At 62.2% G+C, this 24934-nt stretch carries 26 protein-coding genes; 15 read left to right on the forward strand and 11 right to left on the reverse strand.

Annotated elements, in window-relative coordinates; all coding sequences use genetic code 11:
- Positions 1-43 precede the first annotated feature (43 nt).
- Together bcsN and DCO57_RS17820 are read right to left on the reverse strand one after the other, a co-directional pair.
- Positions 44-985, reverse strand: a complete 942-nt coding sequence (gene bcsN, locus DCO57_RS17815) for a cellulose biosynthesis protein BcsN (protein ID WP_165814781.1) — start codon at positions 983-985, stop codon at positions 44-46.
- Between the two features lie 578 nt (positions 986-1563).
- A complete protein-coding gene (locus DCO57_RS17820) occupies positions 1564-2466 on the reverse strand; it encodes a branched-chain amino acid aminotransferase (protein ID WP_116700264.1) in 903 nt (300 codons plus the stop codon).
- Between the two features lie 243 nt (positions 2467-2709).
- Here DCO57_RS17820 and DCO57_RS17825 point away from each other — a divergent pair, with 243 nt between their 5' ends.
- The 3 genes from DCO57_RS17825 (at position 2710) to DCO57_RS17835 (ending at position 5451) form a co-directional block, all read left to right on the forward strand.
- The gene (locus DCO57_RS17825; protein WP_116700265.1) at positions 2710-3267 is read left to right on the forward strand and encodes a MarR family transcriptional regulator; all 558 of its coding nucleotides are present in this window, start codon (positions 2710-2712) and stop codon (positions 3265-3267) included.
- A 64-nt stretch (positions 3268-3331) separates the two neighbouring features.
- On the forward strand, positions 3332-4030 hold the full coding sequence (locus tag DCO57_RS17830) for a response regulator transcription factor (RefSeq protein ID WP_116700266.1): 699 nt from the start codon (positions 3332-3334) through the stop codon (positions 4028-4030).
- A gap of 5 nt (positions 4031-4035) precedes the next feature.
- Positions 4036-5451, forward strand: coding sequence for an ATP-binding protein (locus tag DCO57_RS17835; RefSeq protein ID WP_116700267.1), 1416 nt, complete (start codon positions 4036-4038; stop codon positions 5449-5451).
- Between the two features lie 86 nt (positions 5452-5537).
- On the opposite strand, the gene DCO57_RS17840 is transcribed toward DCO57_RS17835, so the two are convergent.
- Both DCO57_RS17840 and DCO57_RS17845 read right to left on the reverse strand, forming a co-directional pair.
- The gene (locus DCO57_RS17840; protein ID WP_205756203.1) at positions 5538-5909 is read right to left on the reverse strand and encodes a tRNA-binding protein; all 372 of its coding nucleotides are present in this window, start codon (positions 5907-5909) and stop codon (positions 5538-5540) included.
- Positions 5910-6002: 93 nt separating this feature from the next.
- Positions 6003-6701, reverse strand: a complete 699-nt coding sequence (locus DCO57_RS17845; RefSeq protein ID WP_116700268.1) for a TetR/AcrR family transcriptional regulator — start codon at positions 6699-6701, stop codon at positions 6003-6005.
- Between the two features lie 280 nt (positions 6702-6981).
- Between DCO57_RS17845 and DCO57_RS17850 the strand changes: the two genes are divergently transcribed.
- Complete coding sequence (locus DCO57_RS17850; RefSeq protein WP_116700269.1) at positions 6982-7455, forward strand: ferritin-like domain-containing protein; 474 nt, start codon at positions 6982-6984, stop codon at positions 7453-7455.
- Between the two features lie 110 nt (positions 7456-7565).
- On the opposite strand, the gene proC is transcribed toward DCO57_RS17850, so the two are convergent.
- From proC to DCO57_RS17865, 3 genes are all read right to left on the reverse strand, one after another.
- A complete protein-coding gene (gene proC, locus DCO57_RS17855; protein WP_116700270.1) occupies positions 7566-8384 on the reverse strand; it encodes a pyrroline-5-carboxylate reductase in 819 nt (272 codons plus the stop codon).
- Positions 8381-8881: a YbjN domain-containing protein gene (locus DCO57_RS17860; protein WP_116700271.1), complete on the reverse strand. Its 501-nt coding sequence runs from the start codon at positions 8879-8881 to the stop codon at positions 8381-8383. Before DCO57_RS17860 ends, proC begins: the two co-directional genes overlap by 4 nt.
- A 345-nt stretch (positions 8882-9226) precedes the next feature.
- The gene (locus DCO57_RS17865; RefSeq protein ID WP_116700306.1) at positions 9227-9493 is read right to left on the reverse strand and encodes an accessory factor UbiK family protein; all 267 of its coding nucleotides are present in this window, start codon (positions 9491-9493) and stop codon (positions 9227-9229) included.
- Positions 9494-9661: 168 nt separating this feature from the next.
- Between DCO57_RS17865 and lgt the strand changes: the two genes are divergently transcribed.
- The 9 genes from lgt (at position 9662) to pth (ending at position 18209) form a co-directional block, all read left to right on the forward strand.
- Positions 9662-10495: a prolipoprotein diacylglyceryl transferase gene (lgt, locus tag DCO57_RS17870; protein WP_244287968.1), complete on the forward strand. Its 834-nt coding sequence runs from the start codon at positions 9662-9664 to the stop codon at positions 10493-10495.
- A gap of 4 nt (positions 10496-10499) precedes the next feature.
- Positions 10500-11594, forward strand: a complete 1095-nt coding sequence (locus DCO57_RS17875) for a class I SAM-dependent methyltransferase (protein ID WP_116700272.1) — start codon at positions 10500-10502, stop codon at positions 11592-11594.
- 153 nt (positions 11595-11747) lie between these two features.
- Positions 11748-12512: a peptidoglycan editing factor PgeF gene (pgeF, locus tag DCO57_RS17880; RefSeq protein ID WP_116700273.1), complete on the forward strand. Its 765-nt coding sequence runs from the start codon at positions 11748-11750 to the stop codon at positions 12510-12512.
- A gap of 10 nt (positions 12513-12522) precedes the next feature.
- A complete protein-coding gene (locus DCO57_RS17885) occupies positions 12523-13680 on the forward strand; it encodes a Xaa-Pro peptidase family protein (protein ID WP_116700274.1) in 1158 nt (385 codons plus the stop codon).
- Between the two features lie 93 nt (positions 13681-13773).
- A complete protein-coding gene (locus DCO57_RS17890) occupies positions 13774-14295 on the forward strand; it encodes a hypothetical protein (protein ID WP_116700275.1) in 522 nt (173 codons plus the stop codon).
- 335 nt (positions 14296-14630) lie between these two features.
- Positions 14631-15563: a ribose-phosphate pyrophosphokinase gene (locus tag DCO57_RS17895; RefSeq protein WP_116700276.1), complete on the forward strand. Its 933-nt coding sequence runs from the start codon at positions 14631-14633 to the stop codon at positions 15561-15563.
- A gap of 85 nt (positions 15564-15648) precedes the next feature.
- Positions 15649-16335, forward strand: coding sequence for an MOSC domain-containing protein (locus DCO57_RS17900; protein ID WP_116700277.1), 687 nt, complete (start codon positions 15649-15651; stop codon positions 16333-16335).
- Between the two features lie 381 nt (positions 16336-16716).
- Positions 16717-17340, forward strand: coding sequence for a 50S ribosomal protein L25/general stress protein Ctc (locus tag DCO57_RS17910; RefSeq protein WP_116700279.1), 624 nt, complete (start codon positions 16717-16719; stop codon positions 17338-17340).
- A gap of 125 nt (positions 17341-17465) precedes the next feature.
- Positions 17466-18209, forward strand: coding sequence for an aminoacyl-tRNA hydrolase (pth, locus tag DCO57_RS17915; protein ID WP_116700308.1), 744 nt, complete (start codon positions 17466-17468; stop codon positions 18207-18209).
- A gap of 108 nt (positions 18210-18317) precedes the next feature.
- Here pth and DCO57_RS17920 read toward each other — a convergent pair whose 3' ends face one another.
- Together DCO57_RS17920 and DCO57_RS17925 are read right to left on the reverse strand one after the other, a co-directional pair.
- Complete coding sequence (locus DCO57_RS17920; protein WP_116700280.1) at positions 18318-18902, reverse strand: OmpA family protein; 585 nt, start codon at positions 18900-18902, stop codon at positions 18318-18320.
- A 15-nt stretch (positions 18903-18917) separates the two neighbouring features.
- Positions 18918-20609, reverse strand: a complete 1692-nt coding sequence (locus DCO57_RS17925) for a DUF4384 domain-containing protein (protein ID WP_165814782.1) — start codon at positions 20607-20609, stop codon at positions 18918-18920.
- A gap of 235 nt (positions 20610-20844) precedes the next feature.
- Between DCO57_RS17925 and ychF the strand changes: the two genes are divergently transcribed.
- Positions 20845-21945 carry a redox-regulated ATPase YchF gene (ychF, locus tag DCO57_RS17930; protein WP_116700282.1) on the forward strand — a complete coding sequence of 367 codons (1101 nt, stop codon included), beginning with the start codon at positions 20845-20847 and terminating at the stop codon, positions 21943-21945.
- A 163-nt stretch (positions 21946-22108) separates the two neighbouring features.
- A complete protein-coding gene (locus DCO57_RS17935) occupies positions 22109-23377 on the forward strand; it encodes an MFS transporter (protein WP_116700283.1) in 1269 nt (422 codons plus the stop codon).
- A 13-nt stretch (positions 23378-23390) separates the two neighbouring features.
- On the opposite strand, the gene DCO57_RS17940 is transcribed toward DCO57_RS17935, so the two are convergent.
- Both DCO57_RS17940 and DCO57_RS17945 read right to left on the reverse strand, forming a co-directional pair.
- Entirely contained in the window at positions 23391-24143 is a 753-nt protein-coding gene (locus DCO57_RS17940) for an ABC transporter permease subunit (RefSeq protein WP_116700284.1), read from the reverse strand.
- Positions 24144-24152: 9 nt separating this feature from the next.
- Positions 24153-24917 carry an ABC transporter ATP-binding protein gene (locus DCO57_RS17945; RefSeq protein ID WP_244287969.1) on the reverse strand — a complete coding sequence of 255 codons (765 nt, stop codon included), beginning with the start codon at positions 24915-24917 and terminating at the stop codon, positions 24153-24155.
- Between the last annotated feature and the right edge of the window lie 17 nt (positions 24918-24934).

Genomic DNA, 24934 nt, shown 5'->3' on the forward strand with positions numbered 1-24934 from the left:
AGCTCTCGCTGTTCCGGGTATCCCCTCCACGCCTGCAATTTCCCTACTGTTGTTGCAGCACCGGGGATGCCTTTTCGTCCGTCTGGTCTGCGGCAGCTTTGCCGGACTCCATGATGTCACTTGGCGGTGGCGGCACCACGACGCCAAAGGTGGATTTTATGTTGTCTTCGTCTGCCGCCTCAACGGCGGGAACCGGAGGCACGCTTTCGACAACGGCCGGTTTCGGAGCTGCCGGCCGGGCCGGCCTGGGCTGCGACTTGCGTGGAGCGACCATGGCCGGAACGACGCCGATGAAGCCTTCCGACGAGCGCGGGGAAATCGGGTCACCCGGACGCCCCCAACCTGCGGGAGGCTGTGCCGGCGCCCCGTAAGGATCCCACATCGGATCCAGGACAGCCACGTTGATGCTGATGCCGTACATTTTTTCAAGCAGCTCCTGCTCGCTCATCTTCGGGTCGCAAAGGCGCAACCGGATCTGAATGGCGCCGCGGGTGCTGAAGATTGTTTTTCGCGATTGTGGCTTTCCGATGCGCTGCCAGGCGTAAATACAGATATCGCCTGCAGATGACCGCCCGGCCGCATAGGAAAAGGGACCGTAATGGTTCTGCAGGAAGTAGGGCGAGCGCTTGACATTCACCCCCGGCAGGAATTTGGCGATTTCACGGGAGACCTCTTCCTGGCTTGGGCTTGCCTCGGACAAGCTGCCCCCGTTGGCAATCGCATTCGAGGTGACCCCGATAAGCTGAACGCGCAACAGGTTTTGTCCCGGTGTCTTGCCCTGTGTTGCCAGGGCAATGTCCTGCTGTTTGCCGTTGGTGAACGCCGTTTCGATGATTCCGACAATTGCAGGACCGCCCGGCGGAGGCGTTGCGAAAGCCTCGCTGATCGGGACGGTATTTGCGCTCGATAGCGACTCAACCTTGGGCGATTTGGCGCATGCAGCCAGGGAAATCGCCAATACCGAGGCGAGCAGAAGTCGGCGCATTCCGGCCCGTCTCACCGGGAGAGATGGCCTCCGGAGTGATCGGAAATCGATATGGTGAGAGGTCTCTAACATGCACCGCCGACAAATCTTTTTTTGATTTCTTAACTTCTTACGCAAGGTCAAAATGCGGTGGTATGGTAAACAATGGCTTAATTTTGCTTTGCTTTTTGCAGCGCAGCACGCGCCTGCTCTCCCCCTGCCCCGCATATCGGACGCTGCGCGACCGACGTCTTCCGCCCAAGGGAAAACCTCTGCGGCACCCGTGGGAAGCCGGATTGCGCCCCTCCCGGCGGGGTCGCACCGCCTGGCGTGGGGGGAGTTCCTTGAGAGTTGAAATGGGCAATGGCAGGAAAGGACAGCCGGGACCCTGCGGAATGTTTTCCACAGGCTTTCCGGGCGTCACTGCGTTTTTGGCAGGCAATTTTCCTTGGCCGCGCCTGTATCAGCGGCCAGACGGCAACAACTGGGTATCGTAGCGGGCGCCCCAACGCACCGGAGCGGCTTTTTCAAATATGTCGGCACGCCCTCGCCGGCAGTCCGGCAGGGCGCGCCCGGAATTTCAACGGTCTGTCGCGCGCTCAGCCCGCGACAGCATGCAGCGCCGGCGTTTGCGGTCGCACGGCGGCATCGTAGTCTTCCATCAGGGTCTTGATGATCTCGCCGACTTCGTAGCGATTTCCGGCGATCTCGGAGACCGGCGTGACTTCCGCCGCCGTTCCGGTGACGAAGCACTGCTCGAATTCCGGCAGTTCCTCCGGCAGGATAACCCGTTCAACCACTTCGATGCCCCGGTCCCTGGCAAGCTCCATGACCGTCTGGCGGGTAATCCCGTTCAGGAAGCAATCCGGAGTCGGCGTATGGATCCTGCCATCCTTGATGAAGAATACATTGGCGCCGGTCGCTTCCGCGACCCGTCCACGCCAGTCCAGCATCAGCGCATCCGTATAGCCCTTCGACTCGGCCGCATGCTTGGAGATCGTGCAGATCATGTAAAGACCGGCAGCCTTGGCCTTGTAGGGAGCCGTTTGCGGATCCGGGCGGCGATAGTCCGCCAGATCCAGCCGGATCCCCTTGAGCCGTTCTTCCGGCGCGAAATAGCTCGGCCATTCCCAGGCGGCAATGGCCAGGTGAATGGTGTTCTTCTGCGCCGAGATGCCCATCATCTCGCTGCCGCGCCAGGCGACGGGGCGAATATAGGCGTCCGTCAGGTTCATTCGCGCCAGGGTCTCTTCCTTGGCCGCGTTGATCTGCTCCGCCGTCCAGGGGATCTCGAAACCAAGCATGCGACCGGACTCCAGCAGCCGCGCGGTATGGTCTTCGGACTTGAAGATCCGTCCCCCATAGGCCCGTTCACCCTCGAACACGCTGCTTCCGTAATGCAGTCCGTGACTGAGAACATGCAGCTTCGCGTCTGCCCACGGCACGAATGTGCCGTCGTACCAGATCTCTCCACTGAGCTGATCAAAAGGCGTTCCAGCCATCTTTCATCTCCCGCCCGCTCTGAGAGCGATTATTGTTTTCCGTTGCGAAGGCAAATGGCGCCAAAGACCTGCACCCGCTTTACCGCCGTATCTTTTGCACAGCACGCCAACTATCGGTATCCTGATATCCGCGACGTTCGTGATCGGATTCGTTTATCATCTGATGCCTAAAAAAGCATCCAGAAGACCGATCATTTCGTTCACGGACGGTAACAAGTAACAATCGATCAGAATTAAGTCAATATGGCTGACGTAAATTTCAAAAACACCCTTCCTTCCCATTTGCGGGAAACCGATCGCTCGCTGCCGGACACTCTGGAGAGCGACGGTAACGCCTTGCCCTACGACCTGATTGAGCTGCTGTTTTTCGCCTATCGCGATTTCACGGGCGATCCGGACGAGGTGCTGGCCAAATATGAGTTCGGCCGGGCCCATCACCGGGTTCTGCATTTCGTGGAACGCAACCCCGGCATCATGGTGACCGATCTGCTCGGCATCCTGCGGATCACCAAGCAAAGTCTCGGGCGGGTTCTGAAGCAGCTCGTGGATGCCGGGATCATCGAGCAGCGGGAGGGCAATCACGACCGCCGCCAGCGCCTTCTCTACACCACGGAAAGAGGCCATGCCCTTGCCGTCGATCTCACCCGTTTGCAGCACAAACGCCTTGAACGCGCCCTAATTGGTCTGCCTGATGGCAGCGAGGAAACCGTCCGCAGATTTCTTCTGCAGATGATCGACCCCGAAGCCCGGGCGGACATTCTCAAACTTGTCCGCAGCTCCTTCAATCTGGAAGACAGATGAAGGGCCCGTCCTTGAAAAGGGCAAAGCTGATCCTGATACCACCCATGGGGACGAGACGACCGAGATGAACGCTCAGGTGCCTGACGACAACGCCAACCACATTCTCCTGGTAGACGACGACAAACGGATCAGGGATCTGCTTTCCAGGCTGCTCAAGGAAAACGGGTTCCGCGTGTCCGTCGCGGCCAATTCCGCCGAAGCACGCAAATGTCTGTCCGGACTGGAGTTCGACCTGATCATCCTGGACGTGATGATGCCCGGCGAAAGCGGCCTGGAACTTGCCGCCGCGTTGCGCAAGGACTCCGAAGTCCCGATCCTGATGCTGACCGCCAGATCCGAGGCCACCGACAGGATCGCCGGTCTGGAGGCCGGTGTGGACGATTATCTCGCCAAACCCTTCGAACCCCGGGAACTGATGCTGCGCATCACGGCGATCCTGCGGCGCGGCAACCAGCAGCCGGTTGCCGCCAGGCAGGAAATCCGCTTCGGTCCGTTTTCCTACAATGCCGGACGGGGCGAACTGAAAAACGGCGACCAACCGGTACGCCTGACGGACCGGGAAAAGCAGATCCTGTCCATATTCGCCGAACGGCCCGGCGCAACCGTCCCCCGCCACAAGATCGTCGGCGACGACAGCGGTCTCGGCGAACGCACCGTGGATGTGCAGATCAACCGTCTGCGGCGCAAGATCGAAACGGACCCGGGCAATCCGGTCTATCTGCAGACAGTCCGGGGCATCGGCTACCGGCTGGCCTGCGACTGAACCCAATGGCGAAAAAAGATTCCTTCCTCCGGCGCTTTCACCTGGATGACCACCTGAAATTCCTTGCCGTTCCGCTCACGCCCTTTGTCCGCGGTTACCGGATTTTCTCCCGGTTCATGTACCGCATCATGCCCAAGGGTCTGTTCACCCGGACCTTTCTGATCATCCTTGCACCCATCGTCATCCTCCAGTCGGTCCTGGTCTTCGTCTTCATGGAGCGCCATTATCAGCTGGTCTCGCGCCGGATGTCCGAAGCGGTGGTCCGGGACATCGCCGCCGTGGTCTTCGTGCTGGAGAATTATCCGCAGGACGCGGACAATCACAAGATCGAGGAGCTCGCCTCGCGCGCCCTGGGCATGTCGATGTCCGTCATGCCGCTGGAGCCGCTGCCCCCTCCCACGCCGAAACCGTTTTTCGATGTCATCGACCAGCAATTGAGCCTTGCGATCAGCCAGAAGATCGGCAAGCCCTTCTGGATCGACACGGTCGGCCGCTCCCGCTTTGTCGAAATCCGCATTCAGCTTGCCGATTCCATCCTGAGGATCTTTACCCGGCGCAGCCAGACCTATGCCTCCAACTCGCATATCTTCCTGGTGTGGATGTTTTCCACCTCACTTGTTCTGGTGCTCGTCGCCCTGCTGTTTCTGCGCAACCAGATTCGCCCGATCATCCGGCTGGCGAATGCCGCGGAAGCCTTCGGCCGAGGCCGGCCGGCGGCGAATTTCCGGGCCAGCGGCGCCCGCGAGGTCCGCCGTGCCAGCCTGGCCTTCATCGACATGCGCCGGCGCATCGAACGGCAGATCGAACAGCGCACCACCATGCTGGCCGGCGTCAGTCACGATCTTCGAACAATTCTGACGCGCCTGCGACTGCAGCTCGCCTTTCTGGATGAAACCCCGGAAAGCGATGCCATGCGCAAGGATGTCGACGAGATGAGCCACATGCTGGAGGACTATCTCGCCTTCGCCAGCGGCGACGGCGACGAGGAGGTCCAGACGACCGACATCGCGCTTATTCTGGAGGAACTGGAAGAGGAAGCCGAGATCTCGGGCCATTCCGTCACGACCCGCATCGACGGACCGCTGGACGCCGAGGTGAGACGCATTTCGATGAAACGCTGCCTCTCCAACCTTGTCACCAACGCCTGCAAATACGGCAGCCGGGTGGAAATCTCGGCGGGGATCGAGAGCAACTGGCTTGTGGTCACCATCGACGATGACGGCCCCGGCATTCCCGAAGATCAGCGCGATCTGGCCTTCCGGGCGTTCCACCGGCTGGATCTGGCCCGCAACCAGGACCAGAGCGGCAGCGGCCTCGGCCTCGCCATCGCCCGCGACATTGCCCGCGGCCACGGCGGAGAACTCTTCCTTGAGGACAGCCCTCTTGGCGGCCTGAGAACAAGACTGAGGGTTCCGGCGTAGAGCCGCCCCCGCTCCCTGGAGGGGCCGCGTTCAGGCGGGTTCATGAATTCGGGCGATTGCCTGAATTCAATCCGACGCGACAGGCTTCAAAAAAGCCGTCCGCCGATCGGCACGTCCCTGTCCGGGGTCAGCAGGACCACGTTCCCGTCCGCGTCTGGCACGCCGAGGGTGAGCACTTCCGACATGACCGGGCCGATCTGGCGCGGCGGGAAATTGACCACCGCCATGACCAGTTTGCCCACAAGCGTGTCCGGTGTGTAATGCGTCGTGATCTGCGCGGAGGTCTTCCGGATGCCGATATCGGGGCCGAAATCGATCCGCATCTTGTAGGCAGGCTTGCGCGCCTCGGGAAAGACCTCGGCTTCGACAATTCGGCCGACGCGCACATCCACTTTCATGAAATCGTCGAAACTGATCGGGTCGCTCACGGAACAATTCTCCAGATTCGCCCCGGTCATGAGGACCTCATGACCGGGGCAACATTGATCGGTGCTGCATTCAGGCGCGCGAGCATGCCCGCAGGGCGGGCCTTTCGCAAGTCCGCGGGTGCATCAGGCCCCGGCGGGGGCTTTGTCGCTCAGATCGGGTTCCCCGTCATCTTCGTCAGCCCGGGGTCTCCGACGGGCAGGGCGGTCCGAGATCCGCTTCAGGAGCGACCTCACACCTTTGGCCGCCCGTTCCAGACCATTGAGACGCTTCATGAAGGAGCCTCCCTTGTCCAGCTCCTTGTCGAGCCGCGCCATGGTGCGGGGCATGCCTTCGTCGTCCTCCTCCAGCCAGACGCCGACCACACGGGCAAAGGCCACCGCCAGTCCCTGGGCGACGATGGTCGCCTTCACTCCGGAGACATCGATTCCGGCGGCAATCAGCATCCACTTCTGCGAGCGGACTTCCAGTCGGTTGAAATCGAGCGCCAGCGCCGGATCGTGCCGTGCCGCCACATGCAGCGCCCGGACCGCCTCCTTGTGCGCCGCCAGAACATCGATGCGTGTCATCAGAACGTCGAACAACCGGTCGCGCGGCGGCTGATCGCCCATGTCCTCGTCCACCCCGTCAAGAACCGCGGTGTCGATCTTCTCCGTGAAGGCGGCGACAAGCTGAAGTTTCGAGGCAAAAGCACTGCGCATGTCGGAAAGCTTCACCTTCGCCGCCGCGGCAATCATCGGCAGGGAAACATCTTCGTAGGGATGCTCGGACAACAGGTCCAGGAACGTCTGGAGGATTTTCTGCCTGGTCTTTGCGGTTGCCATGACGCGCTCTCCAATGTGTCGGTCCCTGAAAGATAGGAGACCTGAGCGCAAGTGAAAAGGGTGGCACCGTGCCGCGGAACCCCGGCGTTCGGCCCCGGGCATTCTTCGCAGGCCGCCGGAACCGAAACGGCGTCCGCTGCGTTGACCTCCTGAAGGCTGCAGCCCGGCCGGACATCCCGCGCTCCCGCCACGGTCGCGGCGACCGCCGCCGGGTCGCAGCCTTTCCGCCATCGCCCGTCAAAACGGCGACCGTCAGACAAAACCTGAGGAAACACATCTCATGAAAACGCTTTCTGATGCATTCGAACACACGCTGCAGGACATCTACTACGCCGAACAGCAGCTTGCGAAAGCCATGCCGAAGCTGCAGGACGCGGCCAACGGCAAGAAACTCAAGGACGCGATCGGCGATCACCTTGAGGAGACCAGAACCCAGGTCAAGACGCTCGAGCAGGTTTTCAAGTCGATCGGCAAGAAGGCTTCCGGGGAAAAATGCGATGCGATCGAAGGCCTTCTGAAGGAGACCGACGGCATCCTCGAGGAAGCCAGCGGCACCGCGAAGAATGCCGCGCTTGTCGCCGCCTGTCAGGCTGTCGAGCACTACGAGATCGCCCGCTACGGAACCCTGCGTGAATGGGCGAAGGTGCTCGGCCACGACGAGGCGCACGACCTCCTGTCCGGCATTCTCGACCAGGAAAAGGCCGCCAACAGCAAGCTGACAGGTCTGGCGGTCTCCGCCATCAACGAGCAGTAGGCTCCTGCCGTGAGGGCGAAGCGCGCGTTCGGCGCGCGCTTCCCTCCCCGACTGCAAACACTTAAGTCCTGTAAGGATTTCCGGTGGGGAAGAGTCCCATCCGGCCTGGCTCAGCCCGCCAGCTCTCTCGCCCGCTTGACCGCCGCCGCGACGGCTTCGGTCATCACCGGCTGCAAACCGTCCGCCCCCATAAGAACGTCAAGCGCGGCTGCGGTCGTGCCGTTCGGGCTGGTGACATTCTTGCGGAGAACCGAAGGATGCTCGCCGGAACGATGCATAAGCTCGCCCGCGCCGCAAACCGTGGCAACGGCAAGCTCCTCGGCTATTTCAGCCGGCAGTCCCGCCTGCCTGCCGGCTTCGCTCAGGGCCTCGGCTAGATAGAACACATAGGCCGGACCGGATCCGCTGACGCCGGTGACCAGATCGATCTGATCCTCGCTCTCCAGCCAGACCACCCTGCCGATCGCACTCATAAGCCGGGTGACGTCCTTCTTGCTCTCCTCGGAGACCGCCGCTGTCGGATAGACTGCGGTAATGCCCCGTTTGACCATCGCCGGCGTGTTCGGCATGCAACGGCAGACCGGCACTGTGCCGAAGGCCGCTTCGAACCTGGAGACCGGTGTCCCGGCGGCAACCGACAGGACAAGCGTGTCGGAGGCCACCGCCGATGTCAGGGACGGCAGCACGGCATCCATCATCTGCGGCTTGACCGCGATGAGGACCATACCCGCGCGCAGGTCCACCGGCATGGCGGTTACATGCCGTATGCCGTGTTCCTTCAGAAGCGCATCCATTTCATCGGACAGATGCGGATCGCACACCATGAGAGCGGACGCATCTATCCCGTCCGCCACCCAGCCTGACAGCATCGCCCCCCCCATCTTGCCGGCTCCGACAAGAACGAAGGGCCTTTCCCTTGAAAAACTCATGCTTCTCCCGCGGTTTCGAACAAGGCCGTATCCATGGCCTGGGAGGCAGAGTGACCGGCCCAGACGACGAACTGGAAGGCTTGATAGAAACGCTCGCAGTTTTCAAGCGCATTTGTCAGCATGGCCTCGATCTGCGCCGAAGAGGCTTCCGCTCCGCCGGCCAGAACCAGAGACTGGCGGAACATGATCACGTTCTCCTTGTGCCAGAGATCGAAGTGCCCCATCCAGAGCTGCTCGTTCACCAGCGCCAGCAATCGGATGATTTCCGTCTTGCGCGGTTCCGTGACCTTGAGGTCGAAGGCACAGGCAAGATGCAGCGCCTCCACTTCCTCCATCCAGGAGAAGGAGACGTGATAGTCGCACCAGCTGCCGCCGAGGGAAATGGTGATCTCGTCCTCGTCCGACCGTTCGAAGGTCCAGTCGTTCAGGGCAGCAACGGTTTCTATGGTGTCAACGGGATTGCCAGGTCGCTCGAATTCGATCTCGATGAGGCTCATGATGCCTACTCCCTTCCGAGCCGGGGCCGAATACCCGATCAGGAAAACCGGGCGGACCGCCGGGAAATGTCCCATGCCGGAGGAGCAAAACGCATCCCTTTGTGGCTCTAGAAGAGAACCGGTTCCGTCTTGCTCCGACGAATCCCTGTTATCGATGAGTATAGGAGCAGGAATGATTCAAGGGATACCTACCCTTTCTGCCCGCAAAGCCGAATCTTGTGGACGACTCAGAGCCAATTTTCATCACACTGCTCAAAAACAACGCAATCCCGCCAGCCGCTTCCGTCGCGTCTCTGTCATGAACTGTGAACAGAAATCGCCCGGCAGCAGACCGGCGGACCGCCTTCAGGCGTCCTTGCCACCGGCAGAACCGGATTTTTCAAGCTTGGCGAGCCGTGATTCGAGATCCTCGACCTTGTCGAGTGCACGCACGGCCATCTCCTTGACGGCTTCATGCTCTTCCCGCGACACCATGTCCATGTCCGAAAGGAAGCGTTCGGCCTGGGCCCTGAACGCGGTTTCCACTTCCCGGCGCGCCCCTTGGGCAACTCCGGCGGCGTCGGTCATCAGCTTGGCGAAATCATCGAGAATACGGTTCGGGCCCTGGGTCATCAGACCCTCCTTGGTCAGCAACAGACTTACACCGAAGAGGTATGTGGGAATGGCCTGAACTTCAAGAACCAATTCCACCCGCCCGCTTGACGGATCGAGCAGGATCGCGCATGCGTTGCCCCGGGTTCTGCCCTGCCCTTTCGGGACAGATCTAAAGAAGGTTATGCCGTGCCGCCCTTACTCGTCCTGCCCTTTCCGGCCATCGATCCGGTCATCATCGAATTCGGCCCTTTCGCCCTGCGCTGGTATGCACTGGCCTATATCGTCGGCATCCTTCTGGCCTGGCGGTACATGCGTGCGCTCGTTCTCGACCACCGGCTCTGGGGCAGCGTCGGCAGGCCGTCGCCGGCCGAGCTTGACGATTTCGTTCTGTGGGGCACGCTCGGCATCATCATCGGCGGCCGGCTCGGCTATGTGCTCTTCTACAACCCGGCCTATTATCTCGCCAATCCGGGCGAGGCGCTTGCGATCTGGACCGGCGGAATGTCCTTCCACGGCGGCTTCGCCGGCACGGTGATCGCCATGGGCCTGTTCGCCTGGCGGCGGGGCCTGTCCCTGTGGACCCTGTTCGATCTTGCCGGCTGCGCCGCCCCGATCGGACTGTTCTTCGGACGGATCGCCAATTTCATCAATTCGGAATTGTGGGGCCGCCCGTCAGATGTGGCCTGGGCCGTCGTCTTTCCCAATGGCGGCCCCGAGCCGCGTCATCCCAGCCAGCTCTATGAAGCCGCGCTGGAGGGCATTGTCCTGTTCCTGGTGCTGCGCCTTCTCAGCCACCGTTTCAGGCTTCTGAAGAAGCCCGGGTTCCTCGCCGGCGCCTTTGCCGCCGGTTACGGCATTGCCCGTTCGATCTCGGAACTTTTCAGGGTTCCCGATGCCCATATCGGCTATCTGGGCGGCTTTTTCACCATGGGCATGCTGCTGTCGCTGCCGATGATCCTGGCCGGACTGGCCGTCATGGTCTGGGCCGGGTCCCGCAAGCCGGCCGCAACGGCCCGGTGACGCCATGCCGTCCCTTTCCCTGAAAGACAGGATCAAGGCGCGCATCGCCGCCGACGGCCCTCTTTCGGTCGCCCGTTACATGTCGATCTGCCTCGCGGACCCCGAAGCCGGCTACTACATGACCCGCGAGCCTTTCGGCACGGGCGGCGATTTCGTCACCGCCCCGGAAGTCAGCCAGATGTTCGGCGAGCTGATCGGCGCGTCCTGCCTGTCCGCCCATGAGGCCATGGGGGCTCCCGACCGGTTTCAGCTCGTGGAACTCGGCCCCGGCCGCGGCACCCTGATGGCAGATCTGCTGCGCATGGCCGCCCTGCGCCCGTCCTTCATCGAGGCCGCCTGTCTGAATCTCGTCGAAACCAGCCCGCGATTGCGGAAAATCCAGGAAGAGACCCTGGCGGGATCACCGCTCCGGCCTGAATTCCGGACCAGAGTCGCGGATATCCCCGATGGTCCGCTCATCCTGGTCGCCAATGAATTCTTCGATGCTTTGCCCATCCATCAGTTCGTGAAAACCGCGGACGGCTGGCGCGAGCGGGAGATCGGCCTTTCGGCGGATGGGGACCTCATCTTCGGTGCCGGGGCCGCCAGGCTCCCGGAAGACGCCATCCCCGCCCGGATTGCCGGCTCCGCGGAAGGAACCATCGTCGAAACCCAGCCGGCCGCCAATGCCATCGCCGAGGAGATCGGCGCGCGTCTGGCCGCTCAGGGCGGCGTCGCGCTCTTTATTGACTACGGCTACCTGAAAACAGCTCCCGGCGACACGCTTCAGGCCCTTTACAGGCATCGCTTCGACGATGTTCTCGCCCATCCCGGCGACGCGGATCTCACGGCGCATGTGAATTTCGAGGCCCTGGCGGCGGCCGCCGTGCGGGGCGGCGCAAAGGCTCTCCCGCCCATGGCCCAGGGGGATTTTCTGCTGCGGACCGGACTGCTGGAACGGGCCGGCGCCCTGGGCGCCGGAAAGGCGCCCGAAGACCAGGAGGCAATCCGCGATGCGGTCGAACGTCTGGCGGCACCAGCCGGCATGGGCGAGCTTTTCAAGGTTCTGGCGGTAACGGGCACAGGAATATCGTTCCTGCCGTTTGACAGCGCAGCCTGATCCCCTCAAGGATCACTCTCTGCGCAACCGAATCCTGCCGGGAGCAGTCTTCGTTGAAGGTACCCTGCAATGCCCCGTGTCTTGAGAACGATCCGCTTGTCCGCTGTCGTGCGGTTTCACCTGAAAGCTGTTTGATCCCCTCTGGAGATCCACATGAAAATTGAAGCAGACCCATTGAAGCTTCCGGGCCTGAGGCACGGCTTCTTCACCCGCCGGGGCGGCATCTCGCAGGGCATCTACGAGAGCCTCAATATCGGTCTGGGATCGGACGACGAGCGCGACAGGATTCTGGAGAATCGCAAGCGGGTGGCAGGAACACTCGGGGTTGGCCCGGAAACCCTTCTGTCTCCCTATCAGATTCATTCGGCCGATGTGATCACGCTCGACGGCCCCTGGCCGCAGGACGCCGGACGCAAGGCCGATGCGCTCGTCACCGCCACTCCGGGGCTTGCGGTCGGCATTCTGACGGCCGACTGCGGCCCGGTTCTCTTCGCGGACCCCACAGCGCGGGTCGTCGGCGCCGCCCATGCGGGATGGAAGGGCGCCATATCCGGCATCCTCGACAATACGGTCACCGCCATGGAAGCACTGGGGGCTTCACGAGACAGGATCGTCGCTGTCCTCGGCCCGGCCATATCCCGGCAGGCCTATGAGGTCGGCCCGGAGTTCCATGACCGTTTCGTTCAGCAGGCGGCAGACAACGCCCGCTATTTCCAGCCGTCCGGACGCGACGGTCATTTCATGTTCGACCTGCCCGCCTTCATCAGGGACAGGCTGGAGCAGCTGGGCCTCGGCCAGGTGGCGGACCTTGGCCTTTGCACCTATGGTGACGAGGCTCGGTTTTTCTCCTACCGTCGCACCACCCACCGCAATGAACCGGATTATGGCCGCCAGATCAGCGCCATCGTTCTGACCTAGGGAGATACCCATGGCGCTGCATTTTTCCGAAGCCGAATTCGAGAACCGGTTCGACAGGCTGAAAGCCTCCATGGAGGCGCAAAAACTCGATGCCATGCTGCTGTTCGCGCAGGAAAGCATGTACTGGCTGACCGGCTACGACACCTTCGGCTTCTGCTTTTTCCAGTGTCTCGTCGTCACCCGGGAAGGAGACAAGGTTCTCCTCACCCGCTCCGCCGACCAGCGCCAGGCCAGGCACACCTCCAACATCGCCGATATCCGCATCTGGATCGACCGGGGTTCCGCCAGCCCGGTCGGTCAGCTCAAGGATCTCCTGTTCGACATGGATCTCCTCGGCAGCCGCATCGGCATCGAATACGAGACCCACGGCATGACCGGAAGGATCGGCCTGCAGATCAATGCCGGGCTGACCAGTTTCGCCGATATTTCCGACGCGTCCGAACTGATCCCGGAGCTGCGCGCGGTCAAGAGCGCGGAAGAGATCGCCTATGTGCGCAAGGCCGCCGAACTTGCCGACAAGGCCTATTACGCCGCCCTGGAGGAAATCCGCCCGGGTGCCGACGAGGGCCGCATACTCGCCGCCCTGCAGGGGGCGATCTTCGAAGGCGGCGGAGATTATCCCGCCAATGAATTCATCATTGGTTCCGGTCGCGACGCGCTCCTGTGCCGATACAAGGCCGGACGACGGATCCTGGACGCCCAGGACCAGATCACGCTGGAATGGGCCGGAAGCTACCGCCACTATCACGCGGCGCTGATGCGCACCGTCGTCATCGGGGCTGCGAGCGACCGGCACCGGGAGATGTATGCCGCCGCCCGAGAGGCCCTTGCCGCCGTCGAGACCCAACTGGTTCCGGGCCGGACCTTCGGCGACGTTTTCGATGCCCACGCGGAACGCATGGATGCGCACGACATGGTGCCCCACAGGCTCAATGCCTGCGGCTATTCGCTCGGTGCACGCTTCACGCCGAGCTGGATGGACGCCCCCATGGCCTACAAGGCGAACCCCGCCGTGGTGAAGCCGGACATGGTCATATTCATGCACATGATCCTGATGGATTCGATCACCGGAACCGCGATGACCCTGGGACAGACCTACCTGACCACCGAAGGTGCTCCGGAGAGCTTATCCACCCTGCCTCTCGACCTGCCGGTCAAGTCGGGCTAAACAATCTGCAACACAGCGGGCCGGCTCTGCTCTTGCATTGCCGGAAGACTGTCCGCACCCTGTCGAAATCGATTATCAGAGCCAGGCGCCTACATGCTCAAGTTTTCCAGCCAGAATTCCTTTTCGACCCTGCGTTCGATCGCCTGCCTTCTGGCTCTGAGCGGCCTTGCGGCCTGTCAGTCCGCACCGCAGCCGCCGAGCCCCATATCGACGACGGTTACCGCACCTTCGATTTCCGGTCAGGCCGACCCGGAAGAAGGCGTGACCCTGGCTTTTGAGCCCTTCACAGGTGCTCCGGGCAACATTGCCGACGAGTTATCCGAATTCATCGGAGCCGAAGCCCGCAAACAGGGAATCAATCTCGTCCGCCGCGTTGGCGCCGCCGCGACCTATCGCGTCAACGGCTATCTGGCCGCCACCGGCCAGCCCTCCAACGGAACCGTCTTCTATGTGTTCGACATCGTCGACGGCTCCGGGCGGCGCGTGAAGCGAATCTCCGGCACCGAAGACACGGGCGGCGCCTCCGGCGACCCCTGGCAGGCGGTCGGTGCAGGGACCCTGTCGCGCATCGCAACCCGTTCGATGGTGGAAATAAAGGCATGGCTCAACCGATAATCGCCCCTTAGCCGGAGAATGACCGTACCGCGTCACAAAAATACAAAAAAAGCGGGTCTCAATGGTCAACGCCTGTTGTGGTCCGGGTGGTTGGTTGTTACAACGCCGCCGCCTGCCAAGGCTTTCCAATCGGGCCTCTGGCGTTCGGCAATGTGTCAAGATCCCGATCGGGCTGTTCGCATGCACCATCGCGTAAGAGCAGAAAAGCTGATCGATTTTAAAGTGTTGGAGCGTTCCGCGTCGACCGGACCCGGACTGCTCTTGGCCCTTTCCGCGTTTCAGCAGGGACGATCCTGCCTGCTGACCCGCTGTCGCACCAGAAGGACTTGCGGCTCATGAAGATCGTCGCGGGCAATTCCAACCGAGCCCTGGCGGAGGAAATCTCCGGATATCTGGATGTTCCTCTCGCCAAATGCCAGGTCCGGCGGTTTGCCGACCAGGAAATCTTCGTTGAAATCCAGGAAAATGTGCGCGGCGAGGACGTTTTCGTCGTGCAGCCCACCAGCTACCCGGCCAACGACCATTTGATGGAGCTGCTCATCATCATCGATGCGCTGCGCCGCTCCTCGGCCCGCCGCATCACGGCGGTGCTTCCCTATTTCGGCTATGCACGACAGGACCGCCGCGCATCCGGCCGAACGCCGATTTCGGCGAAGCTGGTGGCCAACCTGATCACCGAAGCCGGCGCGGACCGCGTTTTGACCCTGGATCTCCATGCCGGACAGATCCAGGGTTTTTTCGATATCCCCACCGACAACCTTTTCGCGGCTCCCGTCATGACCCGCGACATCAAGGAACGTTACGCCACCGACAATGTCATGGTGGTCTCTCCCGATGTCGGCGGCGTGGTCCGGGCCCGGGCGCTTGCCAAGCGCATCGAGGCACCCCTGTCCATCGTCGACAAGCGCCGCGACAAGCCCGGAGAGTCGGAAGTCATGAACATCATCGGTGATGTGAGCGGCTTCGACTGCATTCTGGTCGACGACATCGTCGACAGTGGCGGCACGCTGTGCAACGCGGCTGAAGCGCTGCTCGCCAAGGGGGCCAAGTCGGTGACGGCCTATATCACCCACGGCGTCCTGTCCGGGGGAGCCGTTGCGCGCGTCACCTCTTCGAAGCTGAAGGAACTGGTGATCACCAACTCGATCGAACCGACTGCAGCCATCACGGCGGCTTCCAACATCCGCGCCGTCTCGATCGCACCGCTGATCGGCGAGGCCATCAACCGCACGGCCCTGGAAAAATCGGTTTCGAGCCTGTTCATCTGATTGCGCTCGGGAATGCGCCGGACATCCCGGCGCATTCTGTTGTCGTCCGGAGAGTAAAGCTCCGCAAGCCGGGAGCATTGGCGAAATGACCACGGGTGCCGAGATAGTCGGTGTGTATACCGGACAGCCGGAAAGCCTCTGGGACGGACGCGATCCCTCCGCAATCCGCAAGTCCCCGACCGGGGACCGGGTCGAGGTGACGGAAACCGGCATCATCGGCGACCGGCAGGCCGACCTTGCGGTTCACGGCGGTCCGGACAAGGCCCTGCACATCTATCCGAGCGAACATTATGCCCATTGGCGCGGCGTTTTCCCGGAACACGCCCAGATGTACCGGCCCGGCGGATTCGGCGAGAACATTTCCTGCGAAGGCTTCAGCGAAGAAGACCTGTGCATCGGCGACATCTTCGATCTCGGAACCGCCAGGGTGCAGATTTCCCAGGGCAGACAGCCCTGCTGGAAACTGAACATGCACACCGGCAATCCCGCGCAGGCGGCCGCTTTCCAGAAAACCGGCATGACCGGCTGGTACTTCAGGGTCCTGGAACCCGGCCGGTTTCAGGCAGGCGACCGGATCAGCCTGTCCGGCAGACCCTGCCCCGACTGGACGCTGCGGGACGTCATTCTTGCGAGATTCAACACAGGGCTCGACCCGGCTGTGGCCAGAGCGCTGTCGGAGCTTGCCGAACTCGCCTCCCCCTGGCGCACCGCCTTCGCCAGAAAGGCCGAGTCGGGCTATTCGGAAGACACGGCGAAGCGGCTTGAGGGCTAATACCTAAGACAATTGATCGGAACCCATTCGATGGATCCTTCCCGCTTGCCGGTCAGGCGCGTTGCCGAAGCCCCTCCAAAGCCGGTCAAATGAGTCCCGATCAACTGTCTTTGGTATAATGCCGAGCCGTTTCGCGCGCAGCCTGCCACCCGCAAGGCGCTGAGGCCGGCTGCGGCCTGATCAGCGCGGATGGTCTCATTCATCATCCGATTGCCGTCAAACGCCACCAGCCCTTGCGTCCCGCCGGTTTTTCCGCTATACGCCCGCTCGCGCCTGCACCCCTGGAGGAGGCGCTTCTGGATCGATTCCGGACATCTGAAGTCTTTCACAGACCACACGGTGCTTCGCCGGTCCGTTATCATACACTCAAGGAGTTTTGCCATGGCTGCCAGCTATGAGCTGAAGGCGTCGGCACGGGACCGGGTGGGCAAGGGGGCCGCACGGCAACTGCGTCGCGAAGGCCTTCTACCTGCCGTGATCTACGGCGACAAGAAATCTGCCCTGCCGATCACCATTTCGCTGAAGGAAACCACTCTCACCCTGCAGAAGGGCGGCTTCCTGACCCATATCGGCGTTGTCGATGTTGACGGCGAAAAGCATCAGGTCATTGCCAAGGATTTTCAGCTGCACCCGGTGCGTGACACCGTCCTGCATGTGGATTTCCTGCGCGTGTCCAAGGGCGCAACCCTGACCGTCGACCTGCCGGTACGCTTCCTGAACGAGGAAAGCTGCCCGGGCATCAAGAAGGGTGGCGTTCTGAACGTCGTGCGCCACACGGTTGAAATGACCGTTCCGGCCGACAACATTCCGGAAGCTCTGGAAATCGATCTGCAGAAGGCCCAGCCGGGCGACAGTCTGCACATTTCCGCAGTTGACCTGCCGGAAGGCTGCCATCCGACGATCACCGATCGCGACTTCACCATCGCGACGATCGCCGCACCGGCAGGCGTTCAGGAAACCGACGACGAGGCTTCTGAAGAAGCTGCAGAAGAGTCCGGCGAATAAAACCGCGGTCTGCTGCCATATGAATGCGGGAGGCAGTTCGCTGCCTCCTCTCCTCCTCGGAGACCTCTTTTCAGCAGCCGCTCCGGCTGCTTTTTCGTTTCAAGACGGTTCTTGAAAGGCGTGCCATGAAACTGATCGTCGGCCTTGGCAATCCGGGTGCCAGATACGAAGGCAACCGGCACAATATCGGCTTCATGGCCGTCGATGAGATCCATCGCCGCCATCCCGGCTTCCAGCCCTGGCGCATGCGGTTTCAGGGACAGGTGTCCGAGGGCCGCCTCGGATCGGAAAAGGTTCTCCTGCTCAAGCCGAATACCTTCATGAACGAATCCGGACGCGCCGTCGGCGAAGCCATGCGCTTCTACAAGATCGCTCCGGAAGACATTGTCGTGCTCTATGACGAGCTCGACCTGCCGCCGGCGAAATTCCGCATGAAGACAGGCGGAGGCCATGGCGGCCACAACGGCCTCCGGTCGATCACCGCGCATATCGGCGCCGACTACCGTCGCCTGCGCCTCGGCATCGGCCATCCGGGTGACAAGAAGCTGGTCTCCAACTACGTTCTGGGCGATTTTGCCAAGGCGGATCGGGAATGGCTCGAACCGCTCCTGGCGGAAATCGCCGATCACGCGGATCTTCTGGCCGAAGGCAAGGACAGCCAGTTCGCCAACAAGCTGACCCTGGCTCTGGAACCGGAAAAGGCCCGGCGCAAACCGAAGGTCGCCGAAGGCGAGGACACGGCAAAGTCCGCGAAACCCAAGGGACAAAGCCACATCCGTCAGGCCCGTCAGCCAAAGCCGGTCACCCCGCCAAAATCCGGACCCATGGCCGACATGCTGAAGCGGCTGCTCGGTGGCGACAAGGGCTGACGAACCGTCCGCCCGGCGCAATGCACACCAGCCCCTTCCGGCTGAAGGCCAGACCCGAACCTGTCCCCGCACCCGTCTCCTCCCCGGAGAGGATCCGACCGTCCCCGGTTACGACAGGGGGGCGACGTTGATGATCTCGACGCGCCGGTTCCGCCCGCTGGCGGGATTGTACGGATCGACCGGGCGGCTTTCTCCATAGCCGACCGGATAGAGCTGCTGGCGGGGGATGCCGAAGAAAGCGGCCAGAAATTCGGCGACCGTTCGCGCCCGGCGCTGGGACAGGCTGATATTGTACTGATAGGAGCCGCGCAGGTCCGTATGCCCGGCAATCTGGAACCGCATGTTCTTCAGACGCGGGTCCTGCAGGGCCACGCCCAGCGCCTGCAGGGTCAGGATACCGTCGTTGGTGAGCGAAGCGGAATCGAACTCGAAATTGACCGTCAGATTGATCCGCGGCAACTCCACTTCCGGCGGCAGTTCCCCCTGGATGTTGATCCCCCGGTAGGGATGCGGTTCCTTCTTGCGGAAGGACCGCACCCTGGAGCCGCCATCCTCCGGCAGCAATGCCCGAACGATCTCCTCGCTCGTCACCGTCTGCGCCACAACGCTTGCCGGAAACACCAGGACCAGCAACATGCCGGCGGCCAGGACCGGTTGCACGAGCATCCGTCGGATCATATTTGAAAAACTCATGAAACCACCCCTGTGTTATTCCCGGATCGTCAGGTGAAGCACGTCTGCCGAGATTTCGCGCCCGAGACGTGTCTCGTCCGGGCGTTCGGCCATGCCCGCTCTCAGTGCCGTCAGGAAATATCTGTCGTCCGCCACGCTGCCGCTTTCCGCGCTGGCCGGCATGATGAACTGTCCGCCACCGTCGCCCTCCAGATTCTCGAGCTGCGAGATCGGGCTGCGCGCGGCGATCACCACGACCGCCTCGGCTCCGGCAGGCGGCTGCACCGTGAATTTCTGGCGGCCCCGGCGGCCGTCCCCGTAAATGAATCGTTCCCCGAACTCCGCCTGCTGCCGGACCGGACCTCTGCGGGGCAGCAGGTTGACCACCGTGCCATCCGCCTGAAGATAGACGATATAGAGAAAGGAAGCGAAATCGGGGGCGCGCACCTGAAAGGCAAGGGAGTCGCCGTAGGAGAGCGTTGTCTCGCCCCCGAGCATGCGGATTTCCGGACGTGACGGCTCCGCCAGGGGCCTGTCCAGCGTTTTCAGGACCTCGCAGACCGGCCAGGGACGGATCTCGACGTCGCGGATCTGTGCGGGCGCATAGTGCGACGCAAGTGCCCCGAGCGCCTTGCGACTGCTCACGAAGCCGTTCAGGACGGGTCCGACATCCGGCAGTTCGTCCACCACATGCAGCTGGCTGCAACCGTCATCGGCAAAAGCCACCTCATTTCCCCGGTCAGAGCGCGTCATCCCGGGAACCGGCCGGGGAGGCACGACACTGGTACGCATGATGGACGCGTTATGCATATCCGCCTTCGCTGCGGCATAGCTGATCCAGCCGTAACCGTCTCCCGCCCAGTAAGGTCCCCAGGAGTTCTGAACCAGAAAGGCCTGACGCCGTTCGTCATAGCCGACGAGCACCATCTGATGACCGCCATACGGGCCTGCATTCGGCCCGTGCGATCCCTGGTAGATCTCTCCGGCCTTCAGATACTGGAGGGTCGATCCGTCCGGGTGTTCCGCCGACGGCACGACGCGCCGGGTCCGGAACCCGACCGCAACCGGGTTGCCCGCCGCCAATTGCTGCTTGATCGCGTCCAGCACCCGGTTGTCCGCCTGGTTCCGCCGCCGGCCCTTGGCGAAGATGAAGTCGAAACCGAGAATACGGAACCGGCTGGGGGCGGTGGTTGCATGCTCGACCGTATCGCTGCAGATCGCACTGTCCGGGATGGCATCGCGGTCCGGCGCGCCATTGCCCTTGAAATAGCTCAGCGCCAGCAGCGCGTTGCTGCCCGCGTCGTTGCAGCTCGTCGCCGGATTGCGTATCCGCGAATGAAGGAAGGCAGGACTGGGCGTGAAATTCACCTGCCCCGGCGGCGTCCCGTTCTCCAGGGCCGAATAATAGCCCCGCAGCGCATAACCGATGGCATAGGAGACGCAGCTTCCGTAACGCTGCATCACCGGCGGAGGCATCAGGGGCGACAGATCTATCGCATCGGGAATATAGGCCCGGGTGACCTCGACAGGTGACGTGCCCTCCAGCCGGGCCGGATCGATGGGCTGGTCTCCGCCGAGACCTGTCAGGCTCCGGGGATCGAATGGCTGGGCCCTTGCGGCTTCGGGGGCTCCCGCGACGCCTGCTGCCAGCATCACGAGAAGCACTGCCGGACGAAAACCGCCACGCCGGAAGAGCCGGAAGGCGGCAGTCAGAAATGAGAAGACCATCCCGATAAAATTCCCGAAACAACACATCCTGAAATAAGGGCAAAGTATAGCCAATCGCGCCCGCGAAAAAAGACCCCATGCGGCCCATTGACCTGCCGTGGGGCCGCAACCTGCGAATTGCCGGCGATCGGGGCCGCTTGATGCGCGCCCGCGCCCGCAAAGCCTTGACCTGCCCGGTGTGCTCGGGCATGTAGCGCTGCAACAGTTTCAAGACACGAACCGAAAGCGAACTCCCATGGGTTTCCAGTGCGGCATCGTCGGACTGCCGAATGTCGGCAAGTCCACGCTCTTCAATGCGCTCACCAAGACCGCAGCGGCCCAGGCTGCCAATTATCCCTTCTGCACCATCGAGCCGAACACCGGCGAAGTCGCGGTTCCCGATCCGCGCCTCTACGAAGTCCGCAAGGTCGCCGGCTCCAAGGAGGTCATCCCGACCCGCATAACCTTCGTGGACATTGCCGGTCTGGTGCGCGGCGCCTCCAAGGGGGAAGGTCTCGGCAACCAGTTCCTGGCCAACATCCGGGAAGTCGATGCCATCGCCCATGTGCTGCGCTGTTTCGAGGATGACGACATCACCCATGTCGAAGGTGCCATCGATCCGCTGGCCGACGCCGAAACGGTGGAAACCGAGCTCATGGTCTCCGACATGGAGAGCCTGGAGCGCCGCATAGCGCCGCTGAAGAAGAAGGCAACCGGCGGAGACAAGGAAGCCAAGGCGCTTCTGCCGATCATGGAAGGCGCCCTTGCGCTGCTGCAGGACGGCAAGCCCGCACGCATGCTGCAGGTCGCCGACGCGGAAGAAGAACGGATGCTCAAGGGCCTGAACCTTCTGACTTCCAAACCGGTTCTCTATGTCTGCAATGTGGATGAAGCCTCGGCGGCGACCGGCAATGCCCTTTCGGAGAAGGTTGCCGCAAGGGCCAGGGAGGAAGGTGCGGCGGCCGTCGTGATCTCCGCAGCCATCGAAGCGGAGATCTCGCAGCTCAATAACGAGGAACAGGAAGAGTTCCTGGAAACCATCGGCCTGGAAGAGCCCGGCCTCGACCGGCTGATCCGCGCCGGCTACGACCTGCTCGGCCTGATCACCTATTTCACCGCCGGCCCGAAGGAAACCCGCGCCTGGACCATTACCGATGGCACCAAGGCACCGGGTGCGGCGGGCGTGATCCACACGGACTTCGAACGCGGCTTCATCCGGGCCCAGACCATCGCCTATGACGATTATGTCGGCCTCGGCGGCGAAACCGCCGCCAAGGAAGCCGGCAAGGCGCGCGACGAAGGCAAGGAATACGTCGTCAAGGACGGCGATATCCTGCTGTTCAAGTTCAACACCTGAACCGCCCACCAGCCGGCGCGCACGGCGACGGCCTGCTGAGAAACGAAGAACATGGAGCCGGCTTCCCGCAAGCCGGCTCCGCCACGTTTCCCTTCGAAACGAACGGTAAAGGGTTACCGACTAAATTCCCCCCGGGCAGAACGAACCTCTTCGGGGAAATGACATGGCTGCGGGCAATTCGAATACCAGAAAGATCGTTGCCGGCACCGTCGGCAACACCCTCGAATGGTACGACTTCGCCGTTTACGGATATCTCGCCCCGATACTCGCGCAGCAATTCTTTCCCAACAGCAATCCGACCGTAAGCCTTATCAGTACATTCGGCATTTTCGCCGCCGGATTTCTGATGCGCCCCATCGGCAGCCTGCTGCTGGGGCATATCGCTGACAGGGCGGGACGCAGCCGCGCCTTGCTGCTGTCCGTCGCCCTGATGGCCATACCGACCACCCTGATCGCGTTTCTTCCCACATATGAGACCATCGGCATCGGCGCGCCGATCGCCCTCACGCTCCTCCGGCTTCTGCAGGGGCTGTCCGTTGGAGGGGAATATACCGGCTCGTCCGTCTATCTTTATGAAATCGCACCGAGGCAACGCCGGAGTTTCATCGTCTCATGGGCCCTGGTAGGCGCGGTCTTCGGCATTCTGCTGGGATCCGGTGTCGCGGCCCTGGCAACCGGCCTGCTGCCGGCGGACGCGTTGGGCACCTGGGGGTGGCGCATTCCCTTTGCCTTCGGTCTCCTGGTCGGTCTGACGGGGTTCATGATCCGTAGCCGCAGCAACCTCGACGAGACGGACCTGCCGCCTTCGCCCCACGATCCGGTCAGCATGCCGGTACGTGAGGTCCTCCAAAATCATACACCCGCTCTCCTGAGGACCATCGCCTGCAACATCCTCAACGGTGTGGGTTTTTACCTCACATTTGTCTTTCTGACGTCTTATCTGGTCGATTACAGCAAGCTGACGGAAAGCCGTGCCCTGACGATCAACACCGGCGTCATGGTGGTTTTCATGCTGATACTGCCCTGCGTCGGCTATCTCGCGGACCGCACGAACCGAAAAGCGCTGATGCTGTTCGGTTCGGGCGGCGTGGCGATCCTGGCCTGGCCGATGTTCTGGCTGCTGCACCATCCCGACACGGTCATGGTGGTTGCCGGTCAGCTCGGCCTGACCATCATTCTGGCCTTCTTTTTCGCGCCATTGATGACCGCAATGATCGCCCAGTTCCCCAGGGCGATCCGGGTGACCGGCTACTCGCTTGGCTACAACATTCCCCTGGCAGTCTTTGGCGGCACCGCGCCGCTGGTGGCGACCTACCTGATAGACAAGACCCATCTTCAGCTTGCACCCGCCTTCTATCTTGTTGCGGCGGGTGCTGTGACCTTCCTTGTTGTCCTGTTCATGCCGAACACGGAAGACCTGGACGACGACTGACCGGGCCCTGCCCTCAGCGGCTGGCCGCGTAGTAGGACACCCGCCGCTCCAGATAGGCCAGAAACTCCGAGACCGAGAACGCCAGGGCGAAGAGCACGATCAGCACCGCCCAGAAATGCGCCATCAGGAAGTTGTTGGCATAGAGCTCGAACAGCGCGCCGAAGCCGACGATCGAGATCAGCAACTGACCGATGATCACGCCCTTGACCGCGCGGATCACGCCGATGCGCACCCCGCCGAGGATTTCCGGCAGAGCCGCCCAGAAATAGATCTTGTAGAAGGCCTGCAGCGGGTTGGCGCCATAGCTGTGCGCCATTTCCACCAGCGAGCGGTTGATCTGCAGCACCCCCGCCCGCGCGTTCAGGATGATGATCCAGATGGCGAAGAGCGTCGTCGTGATGATGATCGACTTCATGCCGAACCCGAACAGCACCATCAGCACTGGAACAAGCGCGGTGAGCGGCGCGCTCAGGAACATGTTCACCCAGGGCAGAAGCAACTCGTCGATGAGCCGGCTCTTGCCCATCAGGATGCCGACCGGAATGCCGATCAGCACGGCAGCCGCGACCCCGGCGGCGAACGCCTGGGCCGTCTCCGACAGCGCCTTCAGGAAAGGCGCCGTGCCGATCACGGATGTCAGCGTCACGAGGACTTCCGACAGGGGCGGGACGAAGAACGTCAGATCCAGCTGCCCGACGATTTCCCAGACCAGGGCCCAGAGGATCAGCGAGGACATGGCCGGAAGACGGTATCCGAAGAGCGTCATGTCTCTCTCCTATTCCACATAGCTGCGCAGGGAAGCCCAGATGCTGTCGACGATATCCAGATATTCCGGGTCCCGGCGGATGTTGTCGACATTCTTGTGCCGCAGGTCCGTCGGGCGGATGATCTCCGACACCCGGCTGGGACGCGGCAGCAGGATCGCGATCTGGTCGGACACATAGACCGCTTCCTCGATCGAGTGGGTGACGAAAATGAAGGTCTTGTTCTCGTGCTGCACTAGGTTCAGGAGATCTTCCTGAAACTTGCGCCGGGTCTGTTCATCGACCGCTGAGAACGGCTCGTCCATAAGCAGCACATCCGCATCGACCGACAGGGCGCGGGCCAGGCCGACGCGCTGGCGCATACCGCCGGAAAGCTGATGCGGATAGCTTTTCTCGAACCCCGCAAGACCGACCTCGGCGATATACTTCTCGGCGACGGCCTCCCGTTCGGACTTGGCCACGCCGCGCAGTTCCAGACCGAAGGCCACATTGCGCAGCACATTCGCCCAGGGCATCAGGGCGAAATCCTGGAAGACGAAGGCACGATCCGGACCAGGACCTGTGACAGGCTTGCCGTTGACTTCGATCTCGCCCGAATTCGGCTTCAGGAGCCCCGCGATGATCTTGAGCAGGGTCGTCTTGCCACAGCCCGAGGGCCCGAGCAGGGAGGTGAGCTGACCGCGCGGAAATTCCAGCGAGAGCTCTCGCAGTGCCTCGACATCCCCGTAGGTCTTGGAAACCTTCCGGGCGACGACCGCATTGTCTGATTGAGGCATGTCGGTCACATTCACGG

The sequence above is a fragment of the Labrenzia sp. 011 genome (assembly GCF_003075075.1).
Lineage (GTDB): Bacteria > Pseudomonadota > Alphaproteobacteria > Rhizobiales > Stappiaceae > Roseibium.

Excerpts from the sequence above, each read along its gene's own strand:
- bcsN (WP_165814781.1), bottom strand. The coding sequence starts at position 985 with ATGCGCCGACTTCTGCTCGCCTCGGTATTGGCGATTTCCCTGGCTGCA.
- pgeF (WP_116700273.1), top strand. The coding sequence starts at position 11,748 with ATGAAAATTGAAGCAGACCCATTGAAGCTTCCGGGCCTGAGGCACGGC.
- DCO57_RS17865 (WP_116700306.1), bottom strand. The coding sequence starts at position 9,493 with ATGACCCAGGGCCCGAACCGTATTCTCGATGATTTCGCCAAGCTGATG.
- DCO57_RS17825 (WP_116700265.1), top strand. The coding sequence starts at position 2,710 with ATGGCTGACGTAAATTTCAAAAACACCCTTCCTTCCCATTTGCGGGAA.
- DCO57_RS17900 (WP_116700277.1), top strand. The coding sequence starts at position 15,649 with ATGACCACGGGTGCCGAGATAGTCGGTGTGTATACCGGACAGCCGGAA.
- DCO57_RS17945 (WP_244287969.1), bottom strand. The coding sequence starts at position 24,917 with ATGCCTCAATCAGACAATGCGGTCGTCGCCCGGAAGGTTTCCAAGACC.
- DCO57_RS17850 (WP_116700269.1), top strand. The coding sequence starts at position 6,982 with ATGAAAACGCTTTCTGATGCATTCGAACACACGCTGCAGGACATCTAC.
- ychF (WP_116700282.1), top strand. The coding sequence starts at position 20,845 with ATGGGTTTCCAGTGCGGCATCGTCGGACTGCCGAATGTCGGCAAGTCC.
- DCO57_RS17895 (WP_116700276.1), top strand. The coding sequence starts at position 14,631 with ATGAAGATCGTCGCGGGCAATTCCAACCGAGCCCTGGCGGAGGAAATC.
- DCO57_RS17820 (WP_116700264.1), bottom strand. The coding sequence starts at position 2,466 with ATGGCTGGAACGCCTTTTGATCAGCTCAGTGGAGAGATCTGGTACGAC.
- proC (WP_116700270.1), bottom strand. The coding sequence starts at position 8,384 with ATGAGTTTTTCAAGGGAAAGGCCCTTCGTTCTTGTCGGAGCCGGCAAG.
- DCO57_RS17860 (WP_116700271.1), bottom strand. The coding sequence starts at position 8,881 with ATGAGCCTCATCGAGATCGAATTCGAGCGACCTGGCAATCCCGTTGAC.
- DCO57_RS17885 (WP_116700274.1), top strand. The coding sequence starts at position 12,523 with ATGGCGCTGCATTTTTCCGAAGCCGAATTCGAGAACCGGTTCGACAGG.
- pth (WP_116700308.1), top strand. The coding sequence starts at position 17,466 with ATGAAACTGATCGTCGGCCTTGGCAATCCGGGTGCCAGATACGAAGGC.
- DCO57_RS17935 (WP_116700283.1), top strand. The coding sequence starts at position 22,109 with ATGGCTGCGGGCAATTCGAATACCAGAAAGATCGTTGCCGGCACCGTC.
- DCO57_RS17920 (WP_116700280.1), bottom strand. The coding sequence starts at position 18,902 with ATGAGTTTTTCAAATATGATCCGACGGATGCTCGTGCAACCGGTCCTG.
- DCO57_RS17890 (WP_116700275.1), top strand. The coding sequence starts at position 13,774 with ATGCTCAAGTTTTCCAGCCAGAATTCCTTTTCGACCCTGCGTTCGATC.
- DCO57_RS17835 (WP_116700267.1), top strand. The coding sequence starts at position 4,036 with ATGGCGAAAAAAGATTCCTTCCTCCGGCGCTTTCACCTGGATGACCAC.
- DCO57_RS17875 (WP_116700272.1), top strand. The coding sequence starts at position 10,500 with ATGCCGTCCCTTTCCCTGAAAGACAGGATCAAGGCGCGCATCGCCGCC.
- DCO57_RS17830 (WP_116700266.1), top strand. The coding sequence starts at position 3,332 with ATGAACGCTCAGGTGCCTGACGACAACGCCAACCACATTCTCCTGGTA.
- DCO57_RS17840 (WP_205756203.1), bottom strand. The coding sequence starts at position 5,909 with ATGACCGGGGCGAATCTGGAGAATTGTTCCGTGAGCGACCCGATCAGT.
- DCO57_RS17940 (WP_116700284.1), bottom strand. The coding sequence starts at position 24,143 with ATGACGCTCTTCGGATACCGTCTTCCGGCCATGTCCTCGCTGATCCTC.
- DCO57_RS17845 (WP_116700268.1), bottom strand. The coding sequence starts at position 6,701 with ATGGCAACCGCAAAGACCAGGCAGAAAATCCTCCAGACGTTCCTGGAC.
- DCO57_RS17925 (WP_165814782.1), bottom strand. The coding sequence starts at position 20,609 with ATGGTCTTCTCATTTCTGACTGCCGCCTTCCGGCTCTTCCGGCGTGGC.
- DCO57_RS17910 (WP_116700279.1), top strand. The coding sequence starts at position 16,717 with ATGGCTGCCAGCTATGAGCTGAAGGCGTCGGCACGGGACCGGGTGGGC.